The sequence below is a fragment of the Streptomyces sp. NPDC086519 genome, assembly GCF_040686075.1.
Taxonomy (GTDB): Bacteria; Actinomycetota; Actinomycetes; order Streptomycetales; family Streptomycetaceae; genus Streptomyces; species Streptomyces shenzhenensis.
The window spans coordinates 1-19,289 of the sequence record NZ_JBFBJL010000030.1; the positions used below are offsets into that span (position 1 = coordinate 1).

19 protein-coding genes and 1 pseudogene are annotated in these 19,289 nt (G+C 75.9%); 3 read left to right on the forward strand and 17 right to left on the reverse strand.

The genetic code is table 11. The features are described from left to right. Positions 1-430, forward strand: a pseudogene (locus tag AB0P24_RS26700) (universal stress protein); the annotation flags it as partial. A gap of 12 nt (positions 431-442) precedes the next feature. Here the strand turns inward: AB0P24_RS26700 and AB0P24_RS26705 are convergent. The 16 genes from AB0P24_RS26705 to AB0P24_RS26780 all read right to left on the reverse strand — a co-directional run bounded on the left by AB0P24_RS26705 (position 443) and on the right by AB0P24_RS26780 (position 15,705). Then, the gene (locus AB0P24_RS26705) at positions 443-1,099 is read right to left on the reverse strand and encodes an NAD-binding protein (protein WP_365798180.1); all 657 of its coding nucleotides are present in this window, start codon (positions 1,097-1,099) and stop codon (positions 443-445) included. Then, complete coding sequence (locus AB0P24_RS26710) at positions 1,096-1,755, reverse strand: TrkA family potassium uptake protein (protein WP_365798182.1); 660 nt, start codon at positions 1,753-1,755, stop codon at positions 1,096-1,098. Before AB0P24_RS26710 ends, AB0P24_RS26705 begins: the two co-directional genes overlap by 4 nt. Further along, positions 1,752-4,598 carry a cation-transporting P-type ATPase gene (locus tag AB0P24_RS26715; protein ID WP_365798184.1) on the reverse strand — a complete coding sequence of 949 codons (2,847 nt, stop codon included), beginning with the start codon at positions 4,596-4,598 and terminating at the stop codon, positions 1,752-1,754. Before AB0P24_RS26715 ends, AB0P24_RS26710 begins: the two co-directional genes overlap by 4 nt. Then, on the reverse strand, positions 4,588-5,049 hold the full coding sequence (locus AB0P24_RS26720; RefSeq protein ID WP_365798186.1) for a CBS domain-containing protein: 462 nt from the start codon (positions 5,047-5,049) through the stop codon (positions 4,588-4,590). Before AB0P24_RS26720 ends, AB0P24_RS26715 begins: the two co-directional genes overlap by 11 nt. Before the next feature lie 56 nt (positions 5,050-5,105). Continuing rightward, the gene (locus AB0P24_RS26725; protein ID WP_365798188.1) at positions 5,106-6,095 is read right to left on the reverse strand and encodes a nitroreductase family protein; all 990 of its coding nucleotides are present in this window, start codon (positions 6,093-6,095) and stop codon (positions 5,106-5,108) included. 110 nt (positions 6,096-6,205) lie between these two features. Then, positions 6,206-7,087, reverse strand: coding sequence for a universal stress protein (locus tag AB0P24_RS26730; protein ID WP_365798190.1), 882 nt, complete (start codon positions 7,085-7,087; stop codon positions 6,206-6,208). Further along, the gene (locus tag AB0P24_RS26735) at positions 7,071-7,352 is read right to left on the reverse strand and encodes a DUF1918 domain-containing protein (protein ID WP_365798192.1); all 282 of its coding nucleotides are present in this window, start codon (positions 7,350-7,352) and stop codon (positions 7,071-7,073) included. Before AB0P24_RS26735 ends, AB0P24_RS26730 begins: the two co-directional genes overlap by 17 nt. Positions 7,353-7,851: 499 nt before the next feature. Continuing rightward, positions 7,852-8,490 (reverse strand): V-type ATP synthase subunit D, encoded by a 639-nt coding sequence (locus tag AB0P24_RS26740; RefSeq protein WP_365798194.1) that lies wholly within the window; start codon positions 8,488-8,490, stop codon positions 7,852-7,854. Beyond that, positions 8,487-9,959 (reverse strand): V-type ATP synthase subunit B, encoded by a 1,473-nt coding sequence (locus tag AB0P24_RS26745; RefSeq protein WP_365798196.1) that lies wholly within the window; start codon positions 9,957-9,959, stop codon positions 8,487-8,489. The genes AB0P24_RS26740 and AB0P24_RS26745 overlap by 4 nt, the downstream gene beginning before the upstream one ends. Beyond that, the gene (locus tag AB0P24_RS26750) at positions 9,956-11,701 is read right to left on the reverse strand and encodes a V-type ATP synthase subunit A (protein ID WP_365798198.1); all 1,746 of its coding nucleotides are present in this window, start codon (positions 11,699-11,701) and stop codon (positions 9,956-9,958) included. The genes AB0P24_RS26745 and AB0P24_RS26750 overlap by 4 nt, the downstream gene beginning before the upstream one ends. Next, a complete protein-coding gene (locus tag AB0P24_RS26755) occupies positions 11,698-12,207 on the reverse strand; it encodes a hypothetical protein (RefSeq protein WP_365798200.1) in 510 nt (169 codons plus the stop codon). Before AB0P24_RS26755 ends, AB0P24_RS26750 begins: the two co-directional genes overlap by 4 nt. Beyond that, positions 12,207-12,428, reverse strand: a complete 222-nt coding sequence (locus AB0P24_RS26760) for a V-type ATP synthase subunit F (protein ID WP_365798202.1) — start codon at positions 12,426-12,428, stop codon at positions 12,207-12,209. The genes AB0P24_RS26755 and AB0P24_RS26760 overlap by 1 nt, the downstream gene beginning before the upstream one ends. A 2-nt stretch (positions 12,429-12,430) precedes the next feature. Further along, on the reverse strand, positions 12,431-12,844 hold the full coding sequence (locus AB0P24_RS26765; protein ID WP_365798204.1) for an ATP synthase subunit C: 414 nt from the start codon (positions 12,842-12,844) through the stop codon (positions 12,431-12,433). Then, positions 12,829-14,271 carry a V-type ATPase 116kDa subunit family protein gene (locus AB0P24_RS26770; RefSeq protein WP_365798207.1) on the reverse strand — a complete coding sequence of 481 codons (1,443 nt, stop codon included), beginning with the start codon at positions 14,269-14,271 and terminating at the stop codon, positions 12,829-12,831. The genes AB0P24_RS26765 and AB0P24_RS26770 overlap by 16 nt, the downstream gene beginning before the upstream one ends. Continuing rightward, entirely contained in the window at positions 14,258-15,181 is a 924-nt protein-coding gene (locus tag AB0P24_RS26775; protein WP_365798209.1) for a hypothetical protein, read from the reverse strand. The genes AB0P24_RS26770 and AB0P24_RS26775 overlap by 14 nt, the downstream gene beginning before the upstream one ends. After that, a complete protein-coding gene (locus tag AB0P24_RS26780) occupies positions 15,178-15,705 on the reverse strand; it encodes a hypothetical protein (protein WP_365798211.1) in 528 nt (175 codons plus the stop codon). Before AB0P24_RS26780 ends, AB0P24_RS26775 begins: the two co-directional genes overlap by 4 nt. A gap of 169 nt (positions 15,706-15,874) precedes the next feature. On the opposite strand from AB0P24_RS26780, the gene AB0P24_RS26785 reads away from it, so the two are divergent. Continuing rightward, positions 15,875-16,714: a CBS domain-containing protein gene (locus AB0P24_RS26785; RefSeq protein ID WP_365798213.1), complete on the forward strand. Its 840-nt coding sequence runs from the start codon at positions 15,875-15,877 to the stop codon at positions 16,712-16,714. A gap of 167 nt (positions 16,715-16,881) precedes the next feature. Continuing rightward, positions 16,882-18,543: a GAF domain-containing protein gene (locus AB0P24_RS26790; protein WP_365798216.1), complete on the forward strand. Its 1,662-nt coding sequence runs from the start codon at positions 16,882-16,884 to the stop codon at positions 18,541-18,543. A gap of 182 nt (positions 18,544-18,725) precedes the next feature. Here AB0P24_RS26790 and AB0P24_RS26795 read toward each other — a convergent pair whose 3' ends face one another. Then, positions 18,726-19,013, reverse strand: a complete 288-nt coding sequence (locus AB0P24_RS26795) for a DUF1876 domain-containing protein (RefSeq protein WP_365798218.1) — start codon at positions 19,011-19,013, stop codon at positions 18,726-18,728. Positions 19,014-19,289 lie beyond the last annotated feature (276 nt).

Below are 19,289 nucleotides of genomic sequence, written 5' to 3' on the forward strand. Positions count from 1 at the left end.
TCGCCGTCCTCGTACGCGGCCCTGCGCTGGGCCCTGCGGTACGCCGGCCTCGTCGGCGGTGTCGTGGAGGCGGTCGCCGTGTGGGAGCTGCCGGGCCTGTACGGCTGGTCGGCGCCCGCCGTGGACATGGACCTCGACGTGGAGGAGGCCCGGGACCGGATGCGGCAGGAGCTGACCGACGTGCTCGGTCCGCTCCCACCTGGTGCACGGCAACGCCTCCGACGTCCTGCTGCGGGCCGCGGAGGGTGCCGAGGCGCTGGTCGTCGGCAGCAGAGGGCGGGGCGGGTTCGCCCGCGCCCTGCTGGGTTCCGTCAGCCGGCAGGTCTCCCAGCACGCCACCTGCCCGGTCGTGATCGTCCGCGCCGGACAGCCCGGACAGCCCGGACAGCCCGAGCGGCCCGGACAGCCCGGGCAACCCTGGCAGCGGTGACGCGGGAACCGGTCACTGGAAGGCCGCGTGGATCTCCTGCTCGGTGGCCTCGTGCGAGACGAGCAGCAGTTCGTCGCCCGCCCGGAGCCGTATCTCCGGGCCCGGGACGGTCGGCCGGCCCTCGCGCACCACGGTCGCCACGACGGTGCCGGCCGGGAGGGTGATCTCGCCCAGGGTGTGCCCGGCCGCCCTGGACTCCGCGGTGATCGCGGTCTCGATGACCTCGACGCCCGCCTTGCTCAGGCGCAGCAGCGCCACGGTGTCCGTGGCACCGGTGGCCTCCTCGATGAGCGAGACCAGCGGGGTGGCCGCGGGCACCGGCACGTCCACGCCCCACCGGCGGTCGAACAGCCAGGCGTTCTCCGCGTCGTTGACCCGGGCCGCCACCCGCGCCACGCCGAACCGCTGCTTGGCGAGCAGGCTGATGACCAGGTTGTCCTCGTCGCGGCCGGTGGCGGCGATGAGGACGTCGGCGGTGCGGGCCCCGGCGTCGGCCAGCAGACCGGGCTCCGAGGCGTCCCCGGCCACCAGCCGCACCTGCGGCATGCCGTCGAGTTCCGCGAGCCGCCCGCCGTCGCGCTCGACCAGGGTGACGTCGTTGTGCGCGGCGGCGAGCACTCGCGCGATCTGGGTGCCGAGCCGGCCCGCACCGGCGATCAGGACCTTCATGTTCCCAGCTCCTTGTCGAGGAAGCCGCGCAGCCTGCCGAGCGCGGTCGCGGCGACGGCGAAGGTGACCAGGTCGCCGGGCTCGGCCGCGACGCCGTGGGCAGGCAGCAGTGAGCGGCCGGCCCGGGTGATCTCCACGACCCGGATCTCCCCGTCGACGTCGAACGCGGTGAGCGGACGCCCCGCGAGGTAGTCCGGGAGTTCGGAGCGCACCAGCAGCGTCTCGCCGTTGCCGAAGGCGAGTTCCGGGGTGAGGTGGCGGTGCAGCAGCATCTGGTGGATGCGGCTGACGGCCCAGCGGACGCTGGAGACGGCCGGGATGCCGAGGTCCTGGTAGATGTCGGCGCGGCGGGGGTCGTGGAGGCGGGCGAGGACGATCGGGACCCGGTAGGTCTCCTTGGCGGTCCGCGCACTGACGATGTTGGTGTTGTCGGTGGAGGTGACCGCGACGAAGGCGTCGGCACCGTCGACGCCGGCCGTCTCCAGCACGGGACGGGCGAAGGCGTTGCCGACGTGGAAGGCGCCGGGGAAACCCACCGGCAGCAGCTCTCGTGCCGTGGGCCGCCGGTCCACCAGCCGTATGTCGTGGCCCTCGGTGGCGAGCTGCGAGGCGAGGGTGGCCCCCACGCGGCCGCAGCCCACGATGACGACTCTCATCGTGTTCCTTCCTTCGCGGCCGCCGGGTGGCGCCGCAGCAGCCGTTTCCGGCACTCCTCGGCGGCCAGCAGCAGGGCACCGAAGCAGGTCAGGACCGCCCAGTCGGCGGCCGTCAGCGGGGCGGTGTCGAAGACCGCCTGGAGCGGTGGCGCATAGCTGATGGCGGCCATCAGCGCGATGCCGAAGCCGCCCGCGGCCAGCAGCCAGGGATTGCTCAGCAGTCCGGCCCGGAACACGCTCTGCCGGTCGGTGCGCACCGCGAGGGCGTTGAAGAACTGGCTGACGACGATGCCCGCCTGGACCAGCGTGATCGCCTCCCGGTAGGCGGGGGTGTCCTTGGTGAAGTCCGCGTAGGGGATGCCGGATGCGTGGATGTGCCAGAAGAAGACGGCACACACGCCCAGGGCCTGGATGCCGCCCAGGAAGAGGATGCGGCCCACGACGGCCGCCGAGAACAGCCGTTCCCGGCGGGGCCGCGGCGGGCTGTCCATCACGTCGGGCTCCGCCGGCTCGGCGCCGAGTGCCAGCGCGGGCAGCACGTCCGAGCCGAGGTCGATGGCGAGGACCTGGACGGCGGTGATCGGCACCAGCGGGAAGCCGGCGAAGGTGGCCGCGAGGATCGGCACGAGTTCGGCGATGTTGTGGCTGAACAGGTAGATCAGGAACTTGCGGATGTTCCGGTAGACCGAACGGCCCAGCCCCACGGCGGTGGCGATGGAGGCGAAGGAGTCGTCCAGCAGCACCATCACCGCCGCCTCCCGGGCGACGTCGGTGCCGGAGGCGCCCATGGCCACCCCGATGTCCGCGTGCTTGAGCGCGGGCGCGTCGTTGGCGCCGTCCCCGGTGACGGCAACCACCTCGCCCCGCCTCTGGAACGCCGTGACCACCCGCATCTTGTGCTCGGGGCTGACCCGGCACAGCAGCAGTTCGGCGGATCCGGCCAGCAGCGCGTCCAGCCCGCCGTCGTCCAGCGCGTCCAGCCGCGCACCGGTCACCACGGTCGGATCCGGGCCGCGGACGATCCCGACGCGGCGGGCGACGGCCTCCGCGGTCAGCGGATGGTCCCCGGTGACCATGACGATCCGGATCCCGGCCCGTCGGCACGCGTCCACCGCGTCCCGCACCTCGGGCCGCGGCGGGTCGTACATCCCGGCGAGCCCCAGCAGCGTCAGCTCCGACTCCACGTCGCCGAGCGGCGGGCGCGGCCCGGCGACCCGCCGCGCGGCGACCGCCAGCACCCGCAGCCCCTGCCCGGCCATGCCGTCCGCGGCGGCGGCGACCTCGGTGCGGGCGGAATCGGTGAGCGCGACCGGCGCGCCGTCCCGGTCGACGGCCGTGCAGCGCGCCAGCAGTTCGAGCGGCGCCCCCTTGACGTACGCGACGTACGTCCCGTCTGCGGCGCGGTGCACGGTGCTCATCAGCTTGCGCACGGAGTCGAAGGGATACTCCGAGACCCGGGGCGTACGGGCCTCCTCCGCCGCCGGATCCAGGCCGGCCTTGCGGGCGGCCACCACCAGGGCGCCCTCGGTGGTGTCGCCCAGCACCCGCCACGCGTCCCGCCCGTCCGGCGGCACCAGCCGCGCGTTGCCGCACAGCGCCGCGGCCCGCAGCAGCTCCCGTACGGGCGCCGCGTCGGCGACCTCGCCGTCGGGCGCGTACCCGACGCCGGTCACGGGGTGCGGCGTCCCGTTCGCCCACAGTCGTACGACGGTCATCTCGGCCTGGGTGAGCGTGCCCGTCTTGTCGGTGCACACCACGCTGGTCGAGCCCAGCGCCTCCACCGCCAGCAACTGCTTCACCAGCGCGTGCCGGCGGGCCATCCGGCGCACCCCGATCGCCAGGGAGACGGACAGCGTCGCCGGCAGCCCCTCCGGCACCAGCGCGACCATCACGCCGAGCGCGAAGACGAACGTGTCCACGAACGGCTGCCCGCTGGGGACGCGCAGCGCGAACACCACGGCCCCCGTCGCCAGCGCGGCACCGGCCACCCGCCGGGCCATGGCGGCGACCTGACGCTGTAGCGGGGTCTGCTGCCGTGGCGCCGCGGCGGTGAGCCGGAAGATCCGCCCGAACTCGGTGGCGGGCCCGGTGGCGAACACGACGGCCTCCGCGGTCCCGGCCACCACGTCGGTGCCCATGAACACGCAGTTGCGCGCGTCCAGAAGGGCGCCCGCGGGTACCGGGTCGGCGACCCGTGCGACGGCGTCGCTCTCGCCGGTGAGCGCCGCGTTGTTGACCGCGACCTCCTGCGCCCGGACCAGCCGGCAGTCGGCGGGCACCGCGTCCCCCGCTTCCAGGACCACCACGTCACCGGGCACCAGATCGCGCGCGGGCAGCTCCCCGGGCTCACCGTCCCGCAGCACCCGGCAGGTGTGCGGCACCATCGCCTGCAGGGACTCCGCGGTGCGCTCGGCGGAGTACTCCTGGGCGAAGCCGATGCCCGCGTTCAGCAGCACCACGCCGAGGATCGCCACGGCCAGCTCCAGCGTGGCCGCGTCCCGGGGCCGGCCGAGCAGGTAGGCGAGGAAGGTGATCGCCGAGGCGACCAGCAGGACGACGGCGAAGAGGTCGGTGAACTGCGCGAGCAGCCGCCGCCCCAGCCCGCCGCGGGCCGCAGCGGGCAGTTCGTTGGCGCCGTACCGGGCCTGCCGCGCCGCCGCCTCGGCCGGGGTGAGCCCGCGCGGGCTGCCGGCCAGGGCGGCGAAGACGTCCGCGGCCGGAAGACAGGGGACGGCGGCGGGTTCGGGGGCCCGGGGCCGCTCGATCGTCGGTCTGCCCGGATCCGCCGGGGAGGCGTGGTGCTCGCGCACCGCGGGTGTCCCCGGAGCCGGATCAGAGCGCATGCGGCGCCCCGCCCGCCGAGTCGGGCCCGGACGGTTCCTGCAGCACGGTCCGGGCAAGCGGCCCCAGCAGGTCGCCCAGTCGGCGGAAGACGTCGAGGAACAGGTCGTCGACCGTCAGCACGCCCGTCACCCGGCCCAGCTCCAGGACCGGCAGCCGGCGCACCCCGGTGCGGCTGAACGCCCGGTAGGCCGCCTGGAGGTCGTCGCCCGCGTCGACGGTGACCACCCGGTCCGACATGACCGCGCGTACTTCCGCGTCCTGGCCCAGGCCGCCGCCCAGGCCGCGCAGGGCGATGTCGCGGTCGGTGACGATGCCCAGCAGCGCCCCCTCGTCGTCGACGACGAGGACGGATCCGACGGCGGCCTCGGCCATCCGCCGGGCCGCCTCCGCCAGCCGCACGTCCGGTGCGACCGTCACCGGCGGCGCGGTCATCGCCTCGGAGATCTTCATACGACAGCTCCTCACGGTGGGAAGAAATGACGCGGGCACGGTCGGCGTACCGCGTCTCAGACGACGTCGAGCACCTCGGACACCGGACGCCGGGGGCTGGGGCTGCCCTCCGGGCCGTAGCCGAGCCGGATGACCATCTGCACGTTCGCCATGCCGGAACCCGGGTCGCGGGTCACCCAGCGCAGCTCCGGCCACTCCAGGGTCTGGGACGTCATCGTGGTGACCAGGCCGCCGGCCGTGGCCGTCAGCAGGACCCGTTCCAGCGCCTGACCCGCGCGCAGCCAGTCCGCCGGTCCGTCGTGACCGGTACCCAGCAGGGCGATCTGCGGGTTTCTCTCGAACACCGCCCAGCCGCGTCCGGGCACCGGCCGTCCGGCGGCGAAGTCGCGCACCGGGGTCGCCGGACCGTACCGGCCGGGGCCGAACGCCTCGGCGGGGATCCCGTCCGACGGCCCCTGGTCGTCCGCCGGCCCGGTCCGGGTCCAGCGGATCGTCTCGGCGCGCAGGCCGGGGTCGAGTGCCTCGCGGCCCTCGGCGTCCTGCACCAGCTCCAGCAGTTCCTGCACGTGCCAGGTGCCGGGGAAGACCAGCTGCGCGCCCTCGGCGCCCGCGGCCTCGCACATGTCCTCCCGCAGGTCGGCCGGTATCGGCCGCTCGCTGTAGGGGTGACGGCTGGAGTGGCGCCGGGGGATCGCCGGGTGCAGGGCGGCGAGGGCCTGGTCGGGCGGTCCGGTGCCGTTCAGGTCCACTTCGGCGAGGAGCGCCGGGTCGGCCGGGTCCGGCAGCAGCCGTACGACCGGGGCGCGTCCCGCCGCGGCGGCGGCCACGCGCAGATTGAACAGGGCGGCACCGCAGCCCATGTGCAGGCCACGGCTGTCCGGGTCGGTGCGCGGCAGCGCGCGCGACTCATCGGCGTACAGGCGCAGGACGCCCTCGGCGGCGAGGTGACGGAACCGCCACGGCTGTGTGTTGTGCTGCGACGGCGCCGCCGTGGCGTCGGCCACGAGTGCGTGGAGCGCGTTCGCGTCCACGTCTTGAGCGGTCACGGTGACTCCCTTCGCCGGGCCCCGGTTCCAGCGTGGACGATCACCACCGCGGCGGGGCAGGGGCCGCATGGACCCGGCGAGGGACCGAGTGGACCTACGGCGGCCGCCGCTCAGGCGGCGGCCGGCGGAACGACGAGGACGGGGCAGCGGGCATGGTGCAGCACGCCCTGGCTGACCGAGCCCAGCAGCATGCCCGTGAAACCACCGCGCCCGCGGGCGCCGACCACCACGCCCAGCGCGTGGGCCGAGGCGTCGGTGAGCACCTGCACGGGATGGCCGACCACCAGTTCGTGCCGCAGGTCCACCTCCGGATAGCGGGCCTGCCGCCCGGCCACGATCTCGGAGAGCAGACGGCGCGCCTCCTGCTGCGGTTCGTGCTCGTCGAAGATCCGCAGCGGCCCCGGCTGCCACACGTACAGGGCCCGCAGTTCGGCACCGTGCAGCGCCGCCTCCGCGAAGGCCAGGTCGACGGCGGCGGCGCAGTGCTCGCTGCCGTCGACGCCGACGACGAAGTACGCCGGTTCCTGGGTGACGTGCTCCGGTTCCGGTACGACGATCACGGGACAGCGCGCGTGGGCCACGACCGGTACGGCGACCGAGGCGGAGCCGAACACCTCCTCGGCCCGGCTCAGATGGCGCGAGCCGAGGACGACGGCCTCGGCCTCACGGCTCTGCTCGCGCAGCACCCACACCGGGTCGCCCTCGGCGAGGAGGGTGTCGGTCACGACGTCCGGCTGCCGGGCCGTGGCGAAGGCCGCGGCCTCGTCGAGCAGCCGCCGCCCCGCCTTGTGCAGTGCCGCGTTCCACTCCTCCCAGGACGGTGGGACCTCCCGGCCCCGGTACCCCCTGGTGGGCACACCCTCGGCGTGGACCACCCGCAGCGGCAGCCGACGGCGGGCGGCCTCGTCGGCCGCCCAGGCCAGCGCCGTCCGCAGGCCGGGCTCCGGCGCCACTCCCACCACGACCGGCCGGCGGTCACCTGTCCCGGTCATGGCGGCCTCCGTCGGTCAGATGCCGGACGAAGGCGTCGGAGCCCGGGAAGTAGAGAGTCACGCGTCCGTCGTCGGCCCAGCGCACGTCGTACGGCGGGCTGCCGTCCGGGTGGTGCACCCCGACGACCTCGCCGTCCCGGGCCACGACCCCGTCCGTGGTGCCGCGCACCACGATCTCGTCGCCGACCCGGGCGTGCATCGAACCGCCGGTCGCCTCCTGGCGGGTCTCCGGATCCGTCTTCCTGCTCGGTGCGGGAGCGGTCATCGTCCTCGCCTCCTTCGGGGCGGCGCGGCGCTGCGGCCGCCGATTCCATGGAAACGCCGGCAGCGCCGGGCTGCCAGTGCCATTGGTCCCGGTCCTGGGCCTGTCGGCCCACCGGCAAACCCGCCGCGGCCTGCCGGGCCTGTCCCGGCCCGGCCTCGGCTTCGCCGTGCTCGCGCGGGGCACGGGGTGCCTGCCCGCCTCCCGGCCGGTACCGCCGAGGACTTCACCGCCCAGCCGGCCCGGTCGTACGCCTCCCGGGCCGGATCCGCGTCGGTCTCCCCGGCCCGGCCGGGGAAGCGGTCCTGGACCGCGGCGGCCAGGGAGCCGATCGTCACGAGGCGGGTGAGGGCCGCGAGGCCGCCGGGCAAGGCCCGCGCCGAAGCGGAGTTCGAGAGATCACCGGTCCGGCCGTGCAGCCCCTCCGGTATCCGTCGTCGTGTCCCCCGGGCCCCACCTCGTCGAGGCCCGTCGTCCTGCGCTCCTCGGCCCGTCGCGCGCCTCATGACCGCCCGGCCGGTCCGGCCGGACCGGGTGCGGCGGCCCAGCTGCGCCGTACCGCCTCCTCCTGTTCGCCCTCCTCCAGCGCCAGTTCCACCACGGCGAGTTCGTGTTCCAGGCGGGGGATCCAGTGCCGCCGCAGGGCCCGGACCCGCTGCCGGGTACGGGCGGCCTCGGCGGTGAGCAGTTCGGCGGCCGTCCGGTGGACGGCGTGCTCGGCGGCGGCGCGGACGGCGGCACGGTAGGCCGTCTCGGCGTGTGCCAGGGCGGTGTTGGGGGGAGTCCGCTCCGCCGCGGAGCGGACGGGGGCCGTCCAGGCCGCGGCGGCGGGGTGACGCACCCCCATGAGGGCTTCCCAGCCGATCTCGACGTGTGCCGGGTCTGCCGGCACCGCCTCGGCCAGCGCCCGTTCGCCGCCGAGGAGCACCCCGCGCACCAGCCAGCCGTCGCCGTCGGCCAGCCGGTCCCGCCACACCCGGCCGGCCTCCTCCGCGGCCCGCCGCGCCGTACGCTCCCGCTCCAGCAGCAGCCGGAGCTTGCGTTCGAGCAGGTCCGCCCCGCGCCGCGCGGCGGTGAGACTGCGCCGCAACCGCAGCCGGCCGGCGCGGCCCGTCGGCGCCCGTCGCCCGTGCCCGCTCACCGCTCGTCCTCCCGCTCTTCCCCCTGCTCCTCCCGCTCTTCCGCCTGCTCTTCCCCGTGCCCTTCGTACGGCCCTTGGTACCGCCCTTCGTTCCGTTGCGGGCGGTGGGCGTCGAGCAACTCGGCCGGGATCATGCCGAGCTGGCTGTCCGGCAGGGTCAGCAGCACCTCCCAGGCCCGGTCCAGCGACTCGTCCAGCGGGCGGTTCTCCGTCGTGCCCTGGGCGAGGAACCGGCGCCGGAAGCCGTCCTCCAGGTCGAGGTGGGGCAGGTCGGTCGGGCTGAGCGCCTGCCGCCCGACCAGATCGGCCAGTTCCCGTACCTGCCGGGACCGGGCCAGCGCGGCGATCAGCTGGGCGGCGACGGCCGGGTGGTCCGCCCGCGTCCGGTCCGGCCCGGTGCCCCTGCGCATCAGCCGCGACAGCGAGGACAGCGGATCGACGGGCGGATAGGTGCCGGTGGCGTGCAGTTCGGCGGAGAGCACGATCTGCCCCTCCGTGATGTACCCGGTCAGGTCCGGCACGGGGTGCGTGATGTCACCCGCGGGCATGGTGAGCACCGGCAGGACGGTCACCGAACCCGGCCTGCCCCGGATCCGGCCGCAGCGCTCGTAGAGCGAGGCGAGGTCGCTGTAGAGATAGCCCGGGTAGGCCCGGCGGGCCGGGATCTCGCCGCGCGCGGCGGACACCTCGCGCAGCGCCTCGCAGTAGGCGGTCATGTCGGTCATCACCACGAGGACGTGACGGCCCTGCGTGAACGCCAGATGCTCGGCCACCGTCAGGGCGAGGCGGGGAGTGAGCAGCCGCTCGATCACCGGATCGTCGGCGGTGTTCAGGAACAGGACCAGGTCCCGCGCGGCCGACCGCTCCGCCAGCCCGTCCCTGACGAACGCCGCGTCGGCGTGGGTGAGCCCCATGCCGGCGAACACCACCGCGAACGGCTCGCCGCCGCACGTCGCCTGGGCCGCGATCTGCACGGCCAGCTCCAGGTGGGGCAGCCCGGCCGCCGAGAACACCGGCAGCTTCTGGCCCCGCACCAGCGTGGTCAGCACGTCCACCGCGCCCACCCCGGTCAGCACCGGTTCGTCGGGCGGCTCCCGGCGCACCGGGTTGATCGGTGCGCCGCCGACCGCCGCGTACGACCCGCCCAGCACCGGCGGCCCGCCGTCGGCCGGCTCACCGCGCCCGTCGCACACCCGACCCAGCCATCCGGGGCCCACCGGGATCCGCAGCGCGGTGCCCGAGAAGGCCACCCGGGTGCCGGTCCGGCCCATGCCCGCCGTCCCCTCCAGCACCTGCACCACCGCGAGGTCCCGGTCCACCTCCAGGACCAGCCCGTGCCGCCGCTCCCCGGAGTCGAGAGCGACCGTGGCGAACTCGTCCCAGCCCACCCCGCGCACCCCCGCCACGACGACGAGCGGGCCGCGCAGCTCCCGGACGTCCGTGTACTCGACGTCCGCGGGACCGCTCATACCGTCACCCCCTTCAGCAGACCCAGCACGGTGTCGCGGGCCGCCGCCACCGGAGCCGTCTGCGCGGGCCCCGCCGTCTCGCGGGCCCGCAGCAGCGGGGTGAAGTCGACCCCCTCGACGTCCTCCACCCGGGCACCGGCGTCGGCCAGCTGCGCACAGCGGTCGATCACCGCCAGCACGGCCTCGACCAGAGCCGCGGTCTTCTCGGGGGCGCTGTAGGCGTCGGCCGGCGACAGCGCGTTCTGCTGGATCAGCGCCTCCCGCAGCAGCCGCCCGGCGAGCACGCTGATCCGCTCCCGGGGCGGCAGGGCCGTGACGCCGACCAGCTCGACCAGGTCGGCGAGCCGGTCCGCCTCGGCCAGCAGCCGCGCCACCCGGCCGCGCCGCTCGGCCCACTCGCCGTCCCCGGCACGCGCGTGCGCGGCGGCCAGCACCGGGGCGTCGCGGGAGAACGAGGCCGCCCAGGACACCGCCGGATAGTGCCGCGCGTAGGCGAGGTCGCGGTCCAGGCTCCACAGGCACCGGACGAACCGTTCGGTGTGCGCGGTGACCGGCTCGGTGCGGTCACCGCCCGGCGGGGACACGGCACCGATCACGGTGACGGAACCGGTCGCGCCGCCGAGGACGCGCGCGGCGGCGGCCCGCTCGTAGAAGGCGGCCAGACGCGAGGCCAGTCCCGCCGGATAGCCCTCCTCGGCGGGGAGCTCACCCATCCGCGAGCCGAACTCGCGCAGCGCCTCCGCCCAGCGCGAGGTCGAGTCGGCGATCAGTACGACGTCGAGCCCCATGTCGCGGAAGTACTCGGCGACCGTCGCCGCCGTGTACACACTCGCCTCACGGGCCATCATCGGCATGTTGGAGGTGTTCGCGATCGTCACGGTCCGCTCCGCCAGCCGGCCGCCGGTGCGCGGATCGGTCAGCTCCGCCAGCTCCTCGATGACGTCCGCCATCTCGTTGCCGCGCTCGCCGCAGCCCACGTAGACGATCACGTCGGCGTCGCACCACTTGGCGATCTGCTGCAACAGCATGGTCTTGCCGGTGCCGAAGCCGCCCGGCACGGCGACCGTGCTGCCCCGGGCCACCGGGAAGAGCAGATCGACCGCCCGCTGTCCGGTGGTCAGCGGCACCTCGGCCGGCAGCCGCCGCGCGACCGGACGCGGCCTGCGCACCGGCCAGTACTGCGCCATCCGCACCTCGTGCCCGCCCACCACGGCGAGCACGGCGTCGGCGCCCCACTCGCCCGCCGGGGCGAGCCGGGTCACCTCGCCCGACACGTCCGCGGGCACCAGCAGCCGCAGGGCCACTCCCGCCCCGATCCCGCCGAGGACGGCACCGGCCGTGACCCGCGCCCCCTCGGTCACCGTCGGTGTGAACCGCCAGGTCCGTCGGCCGGGTGCGGCGCCCGGCGCGGTGGCCAGGAGCAGGTCCCCGGCGCCCGCGAGCGGACGCAGCAGCCCGTCGTACACGCCCCCGAGCAGATCCGGGGCCAGCCGCACCGACAGCGGCCGGCCCTGCGGTTCGACCGGGTGGCCGGGGGCCAGTCCGCCGGTGTACTCGTACGCCTGGACGGCGGCCGTGTCGCCGCGGATCGCGACCACCTCGCCGGTCAGCCGGTGCTCGCCCAGCTCCACCAGGTCGTGCATGGCCACCGGGGCCGGGCAGGAGATCTCCACGAGAGGGCCGGCGACCCGCAGCACCCGGGCCGCCTCCGGCGCGGGGCCGGCCGCCGGGGCACGGGTCACGGCGGCCCCCACAGCGTCTCGGCCCGCGCCCCCAGCCGGTCCAGAGCACGGTCGGCGAGGGCGTCCGCCGACAGGTCGGCGCGGCGGCCGGGGACCTCCGCCGTGACCCCGCCACCCGGCGCTTCCACCACCCGGGCCCCGGGGCCCAGCAGGGCCCGCGCGGTTCGGGTGAGCCGCCGCTGCCGGCCGGTGTCCTCCGCCAGCGCCCGGCGGACGCCCGCGCGGACCTGGTCGCGCAGCTGTGCGTACACCTCGGCGCGGGCCGCGAGCTCCGCCGCCCACGCGTCCTGTACGGCCCGCGTCCGCTCCCGGCGCGCGGCGTCGGCCCCGTCGGCCGCACCGAGGTCCCGGGCCCGTGCCAGGGACTCCTCGGCCGTGGCACGGGCCGCGCGCAGGATCTCCTCCGCCTCGGCCCGCGCGCCCTCCAGCACGGCGGCCGCCGCGTCCCGTGCCGTCCGCAGGAGTTCGGCGCGCACCGGTTCCAGCGCGTCCGGGGGCGCGGCCATCAGGGCATCACCACCGTCAGCGGCCGGGACGGGTCCGGCGCCCCCACGCTCCCCAGCGCCTTGGCCGCCTCGGCCGTGAGGATCACCAGCCCGACCGTGTCCGGAAGCGTCCGCCAGGCCCGTCGGACGGCGTCCGGATCCTCCGCCACGAGGACGTCGACCCCGGCCAGCGCCAGACCGCTCACGCGGACGTGCGCGCCGATGGCGGCCACGGTCGCCATGGTCACGCCTTCCCGATGAGCAGGACGGCGACCACCAGCCCGTACACGGCGATGCCCTCCGCCAGGCCGACGATCACCATGGCCCGGCCGAACAGCTCCGGCCGTTCGCTCAGCGCGGCCAGCGCCGCCGCACCCGTGTAGGCGACCGCGATCGCGGCCCCGATGGACGCCCCGGCCACCGCGATGGCCGCCGCGATCAGCGCGGTCCCGTTGCTCCCGCCGGACGCGGCGGCCTGGGCCGCCGCGTGTGCGGGGGCCGCCAGCGCCGTGGCCAGGACGGCACCGGCGCCGCCCAGCAGGGCCAGGTTCGTGGCCAGCAGCCAGCGGAAGGCGTGCCGGGTGCGGCGGCGCCGCAGCAGCCGGACGGCACCGAGCGCCGCGGCCAGCACCGGCAGGACGATCAGCCAGGTGAGCATGGGACCACCTTCGTGTCGCGGTCGGCGGGTTTTGCCGGGGGAACGTGCCAGGGACGGAACGGGCGGCCCTCCGCCTCGAAGAGCCGGGAGAACACTTCGTAGAACTCCAGCCGCAGCGCCTGCACACCGGCCACCAGGGCCTCCAGGCCGAAGGAGACGGCCGTACCCACGGTGAAGACCAGCACGGCGCCCACGACGGCGGCGCCACCGCGTGCGGCCAGCCCGGTGGTGCCGCGCCACACCACGTCGGCCAGGGCCGCGTGGGTGAGGCCGAAGGCGGCGAGCCGGGCGAAGGAGAGGGTGTTGGTGCCCGTGCGGACCACCACGTCGAACAGCCGGACCGCCGTCTCGGCGAGCCCCGCACCGCCGCCCGCCGTGTCCCGGAACAGCCCGTACGCCACCAGGGCCAGCCCGGCGCCGGCGAGGGCGGCCCCGGTCACGGCCAGGGCCGGCCGGTGCAGGAGGAGGCCCGCCGCGGCCGTCGCCAGTCCCACGTAGAACAGCAGCCCGGCGCAGCCGGACGCCGCGTACAGCCCCACGCCCCAGCCGGCCTCACGGACCCGGTTGACCGCGCCGGCGGCATGCGCGAGGGCCAGCAGGCCCGCCCCGAAGAGCACGGCGGCGACCAGCAGGCGGGCCGGGCTGTCCAGCGGGCTCAGCCACAGCACCGGGAGCAGCCCGGTCGGACCGAAGAACTCGCCGTAGGCGGCGCCCGCGAGCATGGCAGCGAGCCCGGCGCCCGCCAGGAACGGCCACAGCCGGGTCCACCGGGCCAGTCGCCGGGGCCGCCCGAGACGCAGCGCGAGCGCGCCGAGCAGCAGCAGCGCGCCGTGCCCCACGTCGCCGAACATGATCCCGAACATCGCCAGGTAGGCGAGTCCGGCCGGCCATGACAGGTCCAGGTCCCCATAGGCCGGGGTGCCGTACGTCGTGACCAGCGGCGTGAAGGAGACCGGCCCGCGTGACCGCAGCAGCGTCGGCGGATCGGTGCCGCGCGGCGTCGGCAGAGTCAGCAGCGCGCCACCGGCGGCGGCCAGCCGGCCCGCCACCCGCGCCACCTCACCGGCCGGGCACCACCCGGCCAGCGCGGTCACCTCCCCACGCCGTACGGCGCCCTCCGCGCGCTCCTCCAACTGGGCCTCGCCCGCCAGCAGTCCGGCACCGCGCCGCTGTTCGAGAAGGTCGAGGTCGGGCGCGACGGCGGCCAGCACGGCGGTGGTGTCACTCTGCGGCCCGTCCGCCCCGCCCCGCCCGCGCAGCCGTTGCAGGCGTACCGCCGCGGGCCCCGGAGCGGCCTCCTCGGCGCGGTCGAGTTCCACACAGCCCTCCCGGGCGATCCGGACCAGCGCGTCGCGCAGGGCCGCCTGCGGCACGACCAGTGCGACACGGCGCATCCGGACCGGTGTCATCGCCTCAGACCAGGGCATCGAACACCTCGCCCGGCCGTCCGCCGCGTGCCGCCGACTCCAGCGCGGCCCGCACCCGCCACGCGTCCACCGACAGCACGGCGACCGCGCCCACGACCACCCGCGGCCCGTACCGGCCCTCGCGGAGCAGCGCCGTCCCGTCCCGCAGCACGGTCCGCCACCAGCGGGCCTCGGCCCGCCACAGCCCGCCCGGCTCCTCGACACCCGACAGGACCCACCGGGCCGCCGCGGGCAGCCGGCCGTGGAACTCCTGGTAGGTGGCGGCGGCCGGCGCCCTAGTCCCGAGCAGCCGGGCCGCGTCACGCCGTACCGGATCCGGCAGCGACCGCCCCTGGACGAACCGCTCACGGGCCGTCAGCAGTGCGGCCCGGCCCTGTGCCCAGCGGCGTGCGGGGGGCACGGTGAGGGCGGTGCGGCGTGCGGCGGCCATGCGCATGCCGGTGACCAGCGCCCACGGCGTGTCGGCGCCGGGATCGCCCCAGGGCGAGGCGGCCAGCGCCGCCCGCACCTGCGCGGGGGTGTCCGCGCGTGCCAGGCTCCGCCACGCGGTCTCCAACGCGCCGAGCCGGTACGGCGCGGGTACGTCCGTGCGGCGGCCGTCGGAGAGGACGTCGACGACGTTGGCGATCTCGAAGCCCGCCGCGAGCGGGACGAGCAGCCGGGCACCGCCCGGCGGCAGCCACCCGGCCAGCACCCGCAGGTGCCAGAGCAGGGTGGCGGACACCGCCCGCTGGGCCTCGGGCAGGTTGGTCGCGGGCCGCGCGTACCTCGCGTACGGCGTCGTGGCGAGGCGCCGCAGGCCGTCGTCGAGCGTCGGTCCCGCGGCGATCTCCCGCGCCCCGTCGGCCCCCGGATGCCGGCCGACCAGGCCCTTGGCCCGCACGGCTGCGGCGACCCATCCGGCCTTCACGGCGGTCCGCCCGGCCCGGCCGCGGGCCGCGGTGTCCCGGCCACGGCCTGCTCCGGGCCGGGCGTCCGCGCCCCGGCCTGTTCCCGGACCGCGGGGGCCGTTCCGTCCTCGGCGGCCCGCAGCGCATCAGTCACCGCCTGCCGCACCAGGTCGGGCATCCGCGCCGCCGCCTGTGCCCGGACCGCGGCGGCCGTACGGTTCCCGGCGGCCCGCAGCGCCTCCGCCTCGTGCCGGGCCGTCCGCAGCGGCGGCTCGGCGGCCTGTCGGCGAAGTTCGGGGGCGCGTTCACGGGCGGCCGCCACGATGCGGGCCGCCTCCCGGGCGGCATCACGCCGGACGGCGTCGGCCCTCTCGTCGGCGTCGGCCCGGATGCTGTCCGCCTCCCGCTGGACGTCCGTCAACGACGCGAGGGCGGGCTCCAGTTCGGCCGCGCGTTCCGCCGTACGATCGGCGGGCACGCCGACGGCGGACGCACCCGGTGTGCCCACCGGGCGGAATCGCTCCAGGAAGTCCCGCAGGCCCATCGTCCGGCCTCCTGACGGTCGGCTGGCTCCTCCAGTCTCACCGTTCCCGGTCCGCCCCGCACCGGGTAGGGCCGTCAAGTCGCCACACCAGGGCCGTTCGGCTCTTGGCGGGCGCGGAGACAACGGAAGACTGGGACTGTAGGCAACTCGACGGATTCCGGAGGCCATCGTGAACACGCACGAGAACTTCTCCGCGGAGAGCGACGCCCGGCGGTCCGTGCCTCCCCGTCCGTGGAGCCCTGGTGAGCAGATGCGGCAGGACACGCTCGTCCGCTACCTGGGCGCCGTCGCCACGGCCGCGGCCAGACAGGCCGGCACCGAGCCCCCGGCTTCTGCCGCCGAGGCGGGCCCGCAGGTGTCCCCCGCTCCCGCGCTGCCCTTGGTGCGGGACGTGATGGACGTGCCCGCCGTGTCCGTCCACGACGACCTGCCGTACCGCGACATCGCCCGGCTCCTCGCCCGCGAGGGGACCAGCGCGGTCCCGGTCGTGGACGCGGAGGACCATGTGGTCGGCGTCGTCTCGGAATCCGATCTGCTGGCGAAGGTCGCCTTCGACGCGTCCGGTCACCGGCCCGGACCGGTCGGCAGGCTGCGCGAGCGGCGGCTGCACGGCAAGGCGCAGGGTGAGACGGCCGCCGCTTTGATGACGAGCCCCGCGATCACCGTGCTGCCGGGTGCGACGGTCGCCGAGGCCGTCTGGCTCGCCGCCCTGTCCCGTCTGAAGCGGATACCGGTCACCGACCGCGACGGACGCCTGGTCGGCGTCGTCCGCCGGGACGCGTTGCTACAGGCGCTGATCAGGGACGACGCGGGCATCCGGGCGGAGGTCGAGGGACGGATCGCCTCCCTGTGCCCGCCCGCCGACCGGGAGGCCGTGACGGTGACCGTGCACGACGGCAGCGTGGAGCTGACGGGGCGGGCGCCGGCGGCGACGGCGGACCGGCTGGTGGCCGAGATCGAGGCGATCACCGACGTCGTCGAGGTGAAGAACCTCCTGACCGCCGACTGATCCGGGGCCTCAGGCCACCGGCGAGGCACATGGCCACCGCGCTCCGGCCCGGGCACCCCCGCGTGGGTCCGCGGCCGGAGTGACCCTCCGCGCCGCGGGGGCTACGGTGGATGCGTAGTGATTCGACGTCTCCTCGCCGATGCACCGACGGGTCCAGGAGGAGCGTGGTGACCAGCCCGGAGCGTTCCCGTGTCCGACTGCCGCAGCTGCGGCTCGACGAACTGCTGGACGAGCTGCGGGCGCGGGTCGACGCGGCCCGCCACACCCGTGACCGGGTGCACGGTCTGCTGGAAGCGGTGCTCGCCGTCGGCGGCGAGCTGGATCTGGAACACGTGCTGCACACCGTCGTGGACGCGGCCGCCGTACTCGTCGACGCCGAGTACGCCGCCCTCGGCGTCGTCGGACCCGACGGCAGGACCCTTTCGGCGTTCCACACCGCCGGTCTGACCGAGACACAGATCGCCGCGAGACTCGGCGACCATCAGGCCGCGGACGGCTTCCCGCCCGACCACCCGCCGACGAACAGCTTCCTCGGCGTCCCGATCCGCGTCTGCGACCAGGTCTTCGGCAATCTCTACCTCACCGAGAAGCGCGGCGGAGCCGGGTTCGGCGAGGAGGACGAGGCGATCGTGTCCGCCCTGGCCGTGGCCGCCGGCATGGCCGTCGACCACGCCCGGCTGTACGCGGACTCGCGGCTGCGGGAACGCTGGCTGCGGGCGGACGCCGACATCACCCACAGCCTGATGTCCGGCAGCCCGCGCGCCGAGACGCTCGGCCTGATCGCCGAACGGTGCCGGGAGATCACCGGCTCCGCCCTGGCCGCGGTCGCTGTCCCGATGGCGGAGACCAAGGCTCTCACCGTGGAGATCGCCGTCGGACTCGACGCGGAGGACCACCGGGGGCTCGTGCTGCCCCTGCACGAGAGTCTGATGGGGCTGGCGTACACCGCCGCCGCACCGGTCGCCAGCGACGACATCGCCCACGACCCGCGTATCTCCCTCGAACCCCCGCGCTTCAAGGGGCTCGGCCCAGCGGTCGCCGTCCCCGTCGGTACGCCCGAGGGCGGCACCCGGGGCGTGGTCCTGCTGGCCCGCGAGGCCGGCCGGACGGTGTTCGCGCGGAAGGAGACCGAGCTGCTGCAGGCGTTCTCCGCGCAGGCGGCCCTCGCGCTGGAACTGGCCGAGCACCGGCAGGACGCCGAGCGGGTCGCACTCCTGCGGGACCACGAGCGGATCGCCCGCGACCTGCACGACCTGGCCATCCAGCGCCTGTTCGCCACCGGGATGACACTGCAGAGCACGGGACGCCTCATCGCGCATCCGGAGGCCACCGACCGGGTCCGGCAGGCCGTGGACGACCTCGACGAGACCATCAAGATCATCAGGTCGGCCGTCTTCGGTCTGCGCAGGCACGAGGGCGCCACCGCCGGCGGGCTGCGGGCCCGGGTGGTGGACGCGGTGGGCGAGGCCGCCCCCGAGCTGGGCTTCACCCCGGTCCTGCGGATCGAGGGGCTGCTGGACACCCAGGTACCGCGAGAGGTCGCCGACGACGTTCTGGCCGTGCTCGCCGAGTCCCTCACCGGCATCGCCCGGCACGGCCGCGCGAGCCGCGCGCAGGTGGTGCTCACGACGGACGGCCGTGAAGCGGTACTGACGGTCTCGGACAACGGCGCGGGCCCCCCGGACGCAGGCCGTGACGGCGGCCTGCGCGCCATGGCCGAGCGGGCGGAACGGCGGGGCGGCCGCCTGAGTGTGTCCCGTCGCGACGACGGCGGCACCGAACTGACGTGGCGGGTCCCGCTGCCTGCGGAGCAGACGCCCGGAGGCTGAGCCGGGGACCTCGGCCGGTTCCGGCCCCGCGAAGGGCCACCCGGCCCAGGCCGCGAACGGCACGGCCCCGCTGTGACCCGTGCCCCGGTTCGACCGGCGCGGGGAACCGGACGCCGGCCGCAGTGTGCCCGACAGCCGGCACCGCGCCGGCTGTCAGGCACGCCGCGGATCCGTGCGGACCACTACAGGGGCCAGCCGGCGCTCTGCGCGGTGGTCGTCCGCGGGCCGGTCACGCCCTGGACGTCGTTCTCGGCGATGTGCAGCAACTGGTGGCCGAGATCCTCCATGGCCCGGCCTGCGGCCAGTTCGTCGCCGATCTCCGGCACATTCGTGTCCGCGGGGTTGCAGTGCGCGGTCCCGCGGCCGACGAGTTCGGTGGTGCCGGTGTCCAGCACCACCTGCGCCTTCGTTGTCCCGTCCTCGTCCTCGAAGAGGTGGAGACGGACCTTCCACTGCTCTGTGTGCGACATCGCTCTCTCCTTGCCTCCACGCGCCTGCGGGATGCCGGCCGCGGCTTCGTGCGCCCGGCCGCCACGTCACGCGGCCCACGCCGACGGAGCCGGGTGCCAGGCCTCCAGCAGGCCGCATCTCGGTCCCCCTCCTCTCACTTCTCCACTCTCGGACAGGGCGGCCCTCGGTCACAGGGCCGAACGGCCCTGCGGGACCGGCGTCCGGTCCGGGCGGCACCTGCCCGCCGCTCCGGCCGCCGCGACAGCAGCCGGAGCGGCACCCCCGTGCCCGGCTCT

Bases quoted from the DNA above. Each gene is read 5' to 3' on its own strand.
- AB0P24_RS26770 (WP_365798207.1), bottom strand. From the start codon at position 14,271: ATGCCCTGGTCTGAGGCGATGACACCGGTCCGGATGCGCCGTGTCGCA.
- AB0P24_RS26745 (WP_365798196.1), bottom strand. From the start codon at position 9,959: ATGAGCGGTCCCGCGGACGTCGAGTACACGGACGTCCGGGAGCTGCGC.
- AB0P24_RS26705 (WP_365798180.1), bottom strand. From the start codon at position 1,099: ATGAAGGTCCTGATCGCCGGTGCGGGCCGGCTCGGCACCCAGATCGCG.
- AB0P24_RS26710 (WP_365798182.1), bottom strand. From the start codon at position 1,755: ATGAGAGTCGTCATCGTGGGCTGCGGCCGCGTGGGGGCCACCCTCGCC.
- AB0P24_RS26715 (WP_365798184.1), bottom strand. From the start codon at position 4,598: ATGCGCTCTGATCCGGCTCCGGGGACACCCGCGGTGCGCGAGCACCAC.
- AB0P24_RS26735 (WP_365798192.1), bottom strand. From the start codon at position 7,352: ATGACCGCTCCCGCACCGAGCAGGAAGACGGATCCGGAGACCCGCCAG.
- AB0P24_RS26780 (WP_365798211.1), bottom strand. From the start codon at position 15,705: ATGGGCCTGCGGGACTTCCTGGAGCGATTCCGCCCGGTGGGCACACCG.
- AB0P24_RS26755 (WP_365798200.1), bottom strand. From the start codon at position 12,207: ATGGCCGCGCCCCCGGACGCGCTGGAACCGGTGCGCGCCGAACTCCTG.
- AB0P24_RS26730 (WP_365798190.1), bottom strand. From the start codon at position 7,087: ATGACCGGGACAGGTGACCGCCGGCCGGTCGTGGTGGGAGTGGCGCCG.
- AB0P24_RS26720 (WP_365798186.1), bottom strand. From the start codon at position 5,049: ATGAAGATCTCCGAGGCGATGACCGCGCCGCCGGTGACGGTCGCACCG.
- AB0P24_RS26760 (WP_365798202.1), bottom strand. From the start codon at position 12,428: ATGGCGACCGTGGCCGCCATCGGCGCGCACGTCCGCGTGAGCGGTCTG.
- AB0P24_RS26795 (WP_365798218.1), bottom strand. From the start codon at position 19,013: ATGTCGCACACAGAGCAGTGGAAGGTCCGTCTCCACCTCTTCGAGGAC.
- AB0P24_RS26765 (WP_365798204.1), bottom strand. From the start codon at position 12,844: ATGCTCACCTGGCTGATCGTCCTGCCGGTGCTGGCCGCGGCGCTCGGT.